The 7,247-nt window shown below is 59.1% G+C and carries 7 protein-coding genes; 3 read left to right on the forward strand and 4 right to left on the reverse strand.

Annotation, left to right across the window (positions count from 1 at the left end; translation table 11 throughout):
• Positions 1–968: type I secretion system permease/ATPase (locus tag AC6RA8_RS19920; protein ID WP_500355190.1), on the forward strand; the 968-nt coding region annotated here is incomplete at its 5' end.
• Positions 965–2,335, forward strand: a complete 1,371-nt coding sequence (locus AC6RA8_RS19925) for an HlyD family type I secretion periplasmic adaptor subunit (protein ID WP_500355192.1) — start codon at positions 965–967, stop codon at positions 2,333–2,335. The genes AC6RA8_RS19920 and AC6RA8_RS19925, both read left to right, overlap by 4 nt.
• Positions 2,336–2,348: 13 nt before the next feature.
• On the opposite strand, the gene AC6RA8_RS19930 is transcribed toward AC6RA8_RS19925, so the two are convergent.
• The gene (locus AC6RA8_RS19930; protein ID WP_500355194.1) at positions 2,349–3,269 is read right to left on the reverse strand and encodes a LysR family transcriptional regulator; all 921 of its coding nucleotides are present in this window, start codon (positions 3,267–3,269) and stop codon (positions 2,349–2,351) included.
• Positions 3,270–3,622: 353 nt separating this feature from the next.
• Here AC6RA8_RS19930 and AC6RA8_RS19935 point away from each other — a divergent pair, with 353 nt between their 5' ends.
• Positions 3,623–4,900 (forward strand): hypothetical protein, encoded by a 1,278-nt coding sequence (locus AC6RA8_RS19935; RefSeq protein ID WP_500355196.1) that lies wholly within the window; start codon positions 3,623–3,625, stop codon positions 4,898–4,900.
• 234 nt (positions 4,901–5,134) lie between these two features.
• On the opposite strand, the gene AC6RA8_RS19940 is transcribed toward AC6RA8_RS19935, so the two are convergent.
• The 3 genes from AC6RA8_RS19940 to AC6RA8_RS19950 form a co-directional block, all read right to left on the reverse strand.
• Positions 5,135–5,614 carry a hypothetical protein gene (locus tag AC6RA8_RS19940; RefSeq protein ID WP_500355198.1) on the reverse strand — a complete coding sequence of 160 codons (480 nt, stop codon included), beginning with the start codon at positions 5,612–5,614 and terminating at the stop codon, positions 5,135–5,137.
• Between the two features lie 222 nt (positions 5,615–5,836).
• A complete protein-coding gene (gene yghU, locus AC6RA8_RS19945; RefSeq protein WP_500355200.1) occupies positions 5,837–6,712 on the reverse strand; it encodes a glutathione-dependent disulfide-bond oxidoreductase in 876 nt (291 codons plus the stop codon).
• A 95-nt stretch (positions 6,713–6,807) separates the two neighbouring features.
• The coding region (locus tag AC6RA8_RS19950; RefSeq protein WP_500355201.1) for a LysR substrate-binding domain-containing protein at positions 6,808–7,247 on the reverse strand (440 nt) is incomplete at its 5' end.

The following is a 7,247-nucleotide window of genomic DNA, read 5'->3' on the forward strand; positions in this document are numbered from 1 at the left end:
TCAGCGGTCAGGCCACCGCCGGTGTGATGATTGCCGCCACCATCGTGCTGGCCCGGGCGCTTGCGCCCATTGACCAGCTGATTGGTCAGTGGCGCACCTTTCTGGCCGCTCGCGGGTCGTACAAAACCCTGCGCGCCCTGTCCGAAACCTACCCCGAGTCACCCAAGCGGCTGGCACTGCCGCGTCCGCAAATCTCGCTGAACGCAGCTATCGCGCAGGCGGGCCCACCCTTGGCGCAAAACGCCACCATCGGGGGGATCGAGTTTGCCCTGTCGGCTGGCGATGTTTTGGCCGTGATCGGTCACAGCGGGTCCGGCAAGTCAACGCTGGCAAAGATGCTGGCCGGGATCTGGACCCCGCAACGCGGCGCCATTCGCCTCGATGGTACGCCCATGGCCAAATGGGATCCCGAAGAATTGGGACAATTGGTGGGCTACCTGCCGCAGGATGTGCATCTGTTCGATGGGACCATTCGCGAAAACATTGCGCGGTTTTCAACGTCGATCGACGACAGCAAGGTGCTGGCCGCAGCCATCGCCGCCGACGTGCATGGCCTGATCAGCAGCCTGCCCGATGGCTACGCGACAGAGATCGGCAATGGCTTCCACCTGTCCGGCGGTCAACGCCAACGGATCGCACTTGCGCGCGCGCTTTATGATGATCCGTTCATTCTGGTTCTGGATGAGCCGAACTCGGACCTGGACGCCCAGGGCGAGGCGGCGCTGCGCAACGCCATTCGTGGCGCCAGTGCACGCGGGGCCGTCACCTTCGTGATGACGCATCGCCCCAGCACGTTGGAAGCCGTCAACAAGGTTCTGACACTCAACAAAGGTACGCAAACGGGCTTTGGCGACAAGGAAGACATCCTGCGTCCGCGTCAGCAAGGGACGCCAGTGGCCCAGACCGCTGCCGCACAACTGGCCGCCCGTCGCCAACAAGAACCCGCTGTAAAAGGAGCAGCACAATGACAACTGCACTCACACCCGCCCGCAAAACCGGCGTTCTGCGCCTTGAAGACTACAACCGCGTTCAACCCAAGGCCTCCGGCGCTGGCATTACCGGATTTGTGATTTTTGGGCTTTTGGCCGTCATCGGTTTCCTTGGCGGTGCCGCCTATTGGGCAACTGCGTCAAAGCTGGATGGCGCAGTTGTGGCCCAAGCAAGTTTTGTGGTCGAAGGCAATCGCAAGACGGTGGAGCATCTGGATGGCGGCATTGTCAGCAGCATTCTTGTCAGCAACGGCGACCTGGTCGAAGCGGGCCAGACCCTTTTGGAGCTGGACAGCACCGATCTGGGCGTCGATCTCAACGTGATCGAAAGCCAACTCAGCGATCTGTCGGTACGCCGTGCGCGGCTGATGGCCCAACTGCAAGAAGCCGATACATTTGATCAGGCGGCTGTTGCGCAGATGATGCGCGTCGAACTGGACCCCGCAACGTGGGCCACGGCATTCACCACCCAGAAGCTGCTGTTCGATGCAGAACGCCGGTCGCGCGATGCCGAAGAGGCGCTGACAGCGCAACGCATCGCCAATCTCGAGGATCAAGTGAGCGGTCTGCAATCACAACGCGCCTCCAACACCCGTCAGCTGGACATCACACGCCAAGAGCTGGGCAACCTGCAAACCCTGCTCGACAAAGGCCTTGTTGCAGCGGCCCGGGTGAATACACGCCGAGTCGAGGTCGAGCGCTTGATTGGCGTAGACGCGGCCCTGCTGACCCAAGAGGCACAGGCCCGCAACCAGATCAGCGAGCTGCACCTGGCCAGCATCGGCGCGCGCACCTTGCGGGACGAAGCCGCCTCGACCGAACTGGCGCAGATCGACGCCTCACTTGCCACGCTCGAGCCGCAGTTCATCGGGGCCTCAGAACGGCTAAAGCGCGTGGCAATTACCGCTCCCGTCAGCGGCCGGGTGGTCGAGATGACGGTGTTCACCGCGGGCGGCGTTGTCCGCCCGGGGGCACCCATTCTGGACATTGTGCCGATTGACCAACCACTGGTGGTCGAGGCGAGGGTGAATACGGCCGACATCGAAAAACTCTATGTTGGTCAGTCCACACGGGTGCGTCTGTCTGCCTTTGATCAAGGCGATGTGCCCGAGGCAGAGGGCCGCATCGTCGACATCTCCGCCGACAGCCTCGAAGATGAACGCACCGGAGACTACTACTACACCGCGCGTGTCAAACTGGATGACGTCCAATCCCAAGAGGTAGCGGCACTGGATCTGGTGCCGGGTATGCCCGCCGACCTGTTCGTGAATACGGGCGAACGCACGGCCCTCAGCTACCTGACCCAACCTCTGAGCGACCGGTTGGCCCGCACCTTTATCGAGTAGGGAAAGGGCCGCGTCACGCCACAAATGTTGGCGTGACGCCTTTGGGTGGATTTTCCTGGATATAGGCCCCGATCTTGGCAAGCAGCGGTTTTCGAGGGCAGTTCAATCGCGACGCCGCACCGAGATTGCGAAGGTTGCCGGGTGCTTCGAATGGGATGAAGGACAAAGGCCAATTGTCCTGGCGGAACTGCTCGGCGGCGAGGGCCGAGACAATCGTGCAATCGTCCGAATGACAGATATGTCGGCAGATGGTCTCGAAACGCAGCGCAGTCAGGTCGAATTTCTTGGACCCGCGTGAGGCCTGATCAGGTGTTGGCAACCGTTCTTCAAGTTCGTATCCGAACGAATGCGGAAGACGAATGAAGTCATGTATGGGCACGTCTTCCGGCCGGATGGATGGCAGGGGCGCAAGGGGGTGCCCCTCGTGAACCGCCAAATACAAAGGTTCTTCCCAGATCGACGTGAATTCGAGCGTGGGATTGTGATTAAGTTTCGCCACCAAAGCCACGTCCAGGCTGTGATCCTCGACCATCTTCAACATGTTCTGCGGTAGATCTTCGATCATAGTGACCCGCATGCGTGGAAAGATGACGCTGAACAGGTTTGAGAAGTAGTCCGTCAGATACGGCGCCAGCGTCGGGGTCAGGCCGATGTTAAAAGGCACCGCTTCGGGGTCGCGAAACTCGGTTGCTGTATCTCTGATCCGTTGCGCGCCGATCAGCATTTCGTTTGCAATTTTCACGATGCGTTGACCGCTGGCTGTTGGTCTTACCTCGCCGCTGAGGCGGAGAAACAGATCGGTGCCCAGCTCTTTTTCGAGTTTCTTGATTTGGTTTGACAGAGCGGGCTGTGAGACGTTGCAGTACTCCGCTGCGGCGCTGAAGTTGCCACATTTCGCAACTGCGGCGACGTATTCCAAATCTCGTAAATTCATTACTTTCCGCACTATTTGTGTGGTTTTCTTCTAAAGGACCTTTCTTGCGATAGAAAGAACCGTCCATAGGCGCTAGCCCGACGGTCTTGATGCATGCGCAGGTTCGCGAGCGGTTGTCCTGTCTCGCCGCAGCACTTCAATACCCCAGATGTAATCGCACCGTCTTGGTGCCTCCAAACGCGTCGCCGGACCTTCCTAAGGGAGGTCAAGCAAGCTGACCTCTGCGCCTCGTCAAAGCTTATGTGTAGGCAGCCATGAACCCTATTCGCACTTCGCAGCACAAACCAATGACGAAAGTCGATTGGAATTGACCAGGGCTGAGGCCGTTCTCGCCCGCGAATGAGGAAAATCACATGGCTAAGACCACCACGGAACACAAATTCTACATCGTCGATTTGGTTCGGAACAAACCCAAAAGCGACTATGTCTCGATCCCTCCCTATCGGGTGAATGTCACTATCAAGGTCGAGGCAAAGGAGAAGGTCCCCTCCAGCAAGCTGAAACGACTGGAAGTGGCCGCCCGCAATTCGTTGGAAGACACCGAAAAGCAGATCGTAAAGGTCGCAACCGAGTCGACCACAAAAATTGAAAAGCTGATCGCAGAAGAGAATCCGGATGCTAGCGCCAAGGCGAGCCGGTTGATTCAGGGTGCTAATGTCGCGATCCGGGGTGCGCTCAAATACGCCGAGAAAAGCGCTCAGGCAGCGGTCGAAGCGCAACGCAAGAAAGAAGCCAAGCAAGACGCACTTCTGAGAGATGCCAAGGTGATCGTCGTTATCAAGGTCGGCAAAGCTGCCCTTGTGACCACGGCCGCCGTTGCCAGATCAGTCGCAAGCAGTGGGGTGGACGTCAGCGGGTTCGTTTCTGCCGCCACAGCTTGTTACGCGGCTTACAAGGCGATCGATGGGCTTTGCGCCGATGAGTCAAAAAAGTGCCAAGCGCTCATTCACAGTGTCGACAAGTATCTGACGGCGCGCGAACAAAAGATCGAAAGCCTTGCAAAGCAATACGCGCAGGATTTCACGGGCTATGACAAGAAAGACCCCGTTAAAGCCTTGAAGGACCTTGCCAAGCGCGCTGAACAGCTCGCAGAGCAAAAAGCAGAGCAGGATGAGGCGGCACGCAAGCCTGTTACCAAGGCGCAAAAGGCGGCGGATTACGTCAAATCGATGTTCAACGTCGTCAAGAAGGAAACGAACGCGGCAGCCAGCGGAGCGGAGACGGCACGCAAGAACTACCGCAATGGCATCGCCTCGTACCGCAAGGTGGTCGACAAGGCGTCTTCGGCATCGGATAAGCTCAAGGCCGAGGCAAACAAAATTCCTGCGCTTGTGTCGACAGGTCCCAAGGGCAAGAAGCTCAACGCTCAGGCGATCAAGGCGGGGGCCGAAGCCATGCAGTTTCAGCGTAGCGTGACAAAGATGTCCAAGGCCCTGGACGACCGGATCAGGTTTCTTGATGCAATGCAAAGTGTGATGGACACGGCCAAGATCACAACGTCCGACAAGACGCTCTTCGAAAAGCTCAAGGACATGGACAAGTGGACGATGGCAAGCGAGGCGGGAACCATGGCTTCCAACGCAAAGAAAATCGTGAACCTTGCCAATGACATAAGGAAAATCGCGGCCTAGGCAAAGACTGCGCGACCTTTCCGTGTTCCGGTCCGTTTGCTTGGCGGATCGGAGAAGGAGCTAAAGTCTGGAGCCACCTCACCGGTGGCTCCAAAAGTGTCGTCTCTTGGGGTATCAAAACGGCGCGGCAAAACGCCGGATCACGCAGGAGCTATACAACAATCAGTTTCCAGCCCGTGCCGCTGACCACGTTGGATCTCAAGCCAAAGTCCGACTAAGGCTATTCCCTCCGCCTTACGAAATACAGTCCTGCAATTTGACCGTGGCCGCGCCGGACCCATCAAACACCGCCGCTTGCCCCTCCGCGCGCAGCATAGCACCGGCCATCTCTGACCCATCAACCGTGATCTGGCGGGCGCTGGTTGTGTCGTCGATATCTGCGGTAAAGGCCCAGCTTGCCCCTGGTTCCACCCCGTCCAGTGAAACGGATAGAACGGTGTCTCCATCTGTGACCTGTGAGGCGCGCGCAGTGCCTGCCACCCATTCCAGAGGTTGGAACACCTCGACCCCTGCACCTGCGCCGGTGGTGTCAAAGATCAGCCCGGCAGGCGCCGTACCCAGATCGATCTGCACGTCCAACCGGTCCAATGCACAGGCCCCGTCATAGCTGAGCGTAAAGCGATCCTTCGGCGCGCCATCACGGAAGCTGACGGTCAGGTCGGCGATCGCAGCAGACGGCAGGGCGGTCAAAAGGGCAAGGGCAGCAAGGCGCATGGGTCAGGTCTCCGGATCATGTCTGATCCCCGAGACATAGACCGCCCTTTGCCCCCGGCAACCGACCGTGCCCTGTTGGGCACGAGGGTACGATCCGAACGGTTAAAATGCGCCACCACGCCGTGCGGTGCGGTAGCGCCTTGTTTCTGCGTGTGTTTCAGACACCGCTTGATATTCGGTGTCCTCATCGAACACCTTGTCCCCGCGGGGACAAATCCCGGTTCAGTCCTCCTTGGGCCCGATTTTGTCCTGCGTCTGGGTGTCAAAATCCGACGCATCATGGCGTTCATGCAGTTGCAATTCCGGTTCGCCAAACGCGCGGTTGACCATCCGTCCCCGCAGGGTCGCAGGCCGCGCGTCGATCTTTTTCGCCCAGGCGAGAACGTTGGTGTAGCTCTCGACATCCAGGAACTCTGCAGCAGAGTAGAGACGCCCAAGGCACAGCTGCCCGTACCAAGGCCATATCGCCATGTCGGCAATCGTGTACTCGTCCCCTGCGATGAACGGTTTGTTCGCCAGTTCGCGGTCCAGCACATCAAGCTGCCGCTTGCTCTCCATCGCGTAGCGGTTGATCGGGTATTCGTATTTCTCGGGCGCGTAGGCGTAGAAGTGACCAAACCCACCCCCGAGGAACGGCGCCGAGCCCATCTGCCACATCAGCCAGTTCAGTGTCTCGGTCCGCGCGGGGCCGGAGACGGGGAGGAACTTGCCGAATTTCTCAGCCAGGTGGATCAGGATCGATCCGCTTTCAAACACGCGGAGTTCCGTGTCGCCCGAGCGGTCGATGAGGGCGGGAATTTTGGAATTGGGGTTGGCATCCACAAAGCCCGATCCGAACTGGTCGCCGTCACCAATGTTGATCAACCACGCGTCGTATTCGGCGTCCGTGACGCCAGCCGCCAGCAACTCTTCGAACAGCATGGTGACCTTGACCCCGTTCGGCGTTGCCAAGGAGTACAGTTGGAATGGGTGCTTGCCGACGGGCAGGTCCTTGTTATGAGTCTTGCCTGCGATCGGGCGGTTGATCGAGGCAAACTGGCCGCCGCTTTCGGCGTCCCATGTCCATTTGGCAGGCGGCGTATAGGTCGGATCGCTCATTTGGGAAGAGCCTTTCTGTTGGTTCATTGCCGCAACCTATGGCGTTGCGCTGTGGTCGCAAGGGGCGGGCCTGTGCCGTGTTGCACAACGACACCTCAGTCCGGGAGCAACCTGCCCAGCATAGGATGCGGAAAACTGCGCCGGGTGGTGACGGCATAGAACGTGTCGGTGATGCCGGTGTCGAATGGGGCTGTCACCAATTGCCCGGAGGCAATTTCATCGGCCAGCACGATCTCGGGGGCAAGGGCGAGACCGACGCCATCGCGGGCCAGCAGGCGGACCATCGCCATGTCATCCACGTCGGCGATAATGCGAGGCTGGACGCCAAGCCGAGCGGTCAGGCGGTTGAACCCGGTGCGGATTGCGCTTTCCGTCGGGACGATGACGGGTTCGGATTCAAGGAGTTTTGTCAGAGATTTATACCCAATCCGATCAGGTGTGCCGTGCAGGCTGACGGGGTGTCCGGCAAGGCGATGGGCGATGAAATCGGAGCCTGCGGCGCTGGTCGGTGCATCCGTGGTCAACACAACATCCA

This window comes from Tateyamaria sp. (assembly GCF_059783535.1).

What these genes read in the sequence shown, in the direction of transcription:
- AC6RA8_RS19925 (WP_500355192.1), top strand. Translation starts at nt 965, where the DNA reads ATGACAACTGCACTCACACCCGCCCGCAAAACCGGCGTTCTGCGCCTT.
- AC6RA8_RS19930 (WP_500355194.1), bottom strand. Translation starts at nt 3,269, where the DNA reads ATGAATTTACGAGATTTGGAATACGTCGCCGCAGTTGCGAAATGTGGC.
- AC6RA8_RS19935 (WP_500355196.1), top strand. Translation starts at nt 3,623, where the DNA reads ATGGCTAAGACCACCACGGAACACAAATTCTACATCGTCGATTTGGTT.
- AC6RA8_RS19940 (WP_500355198.1), bottom strand. Translation starts at nt 5,614, where the DNA reads ATGCGCCTTGCTGCCCTTGCCCTTTTGACCGCCCTGCCGTCTGCTGCG.
- yghU (WP_500355200.1), bottom strand. Translation starts at nt 6,712, where the DNA reads ATGAGCGATCCGACCTATACGCCGCCTGCCAAATGGACATGGGACGCC.